This is a genomic window from Janthinobacterium aquaticum (assembly GCF_009208565.1).
Lineage (GTDB): Bacteria > Pseudomonadota > Gammaproteobacteria > Burkholderiales > Burkholderiaceae_D > Janthinobacterium.
On sequence record NZ_WFLK01000064.1, the window covers coordinates 1 to 263 of the forward strand.

The 263-nt window shown below is 49.8% G+C and carries 1 rRNA gene; it reads right to left on the reverse strand.

Going from position 1 to position 263, the window contains the following annotated elements:
- A 23S ribosomal RNA gene (locus GCM43_RS25635) occupies nucleotides 1–263 on the reverse strand; the annotation flags it as partial.

The following is a 263-nucleotide window of genomic DNA, read 5'->3' on the forward strand; positions in this document are numbered from 1 at the left end:
TTGGGCTTACGGCGTGGAGGCTTTTCACCCCCATTATCGCTACTCATGTCAGCATTCGCACTTCTGATACCTCCAGCATCCTTTACAAGACACCTTCGCAGGCTTACAGAACGCTCTCCTACCATATGTCAAAGACATATCCGCAGCTTCGGTGACTGGCTTAGCCCCGTTACATCTTCCGCGCAGGACGACTCGATCAGTGAGCTATTACGCTTTCTTTAAATGATGGCTGCTTCTAAGCCAACATCCTGACTGTTTTAGCC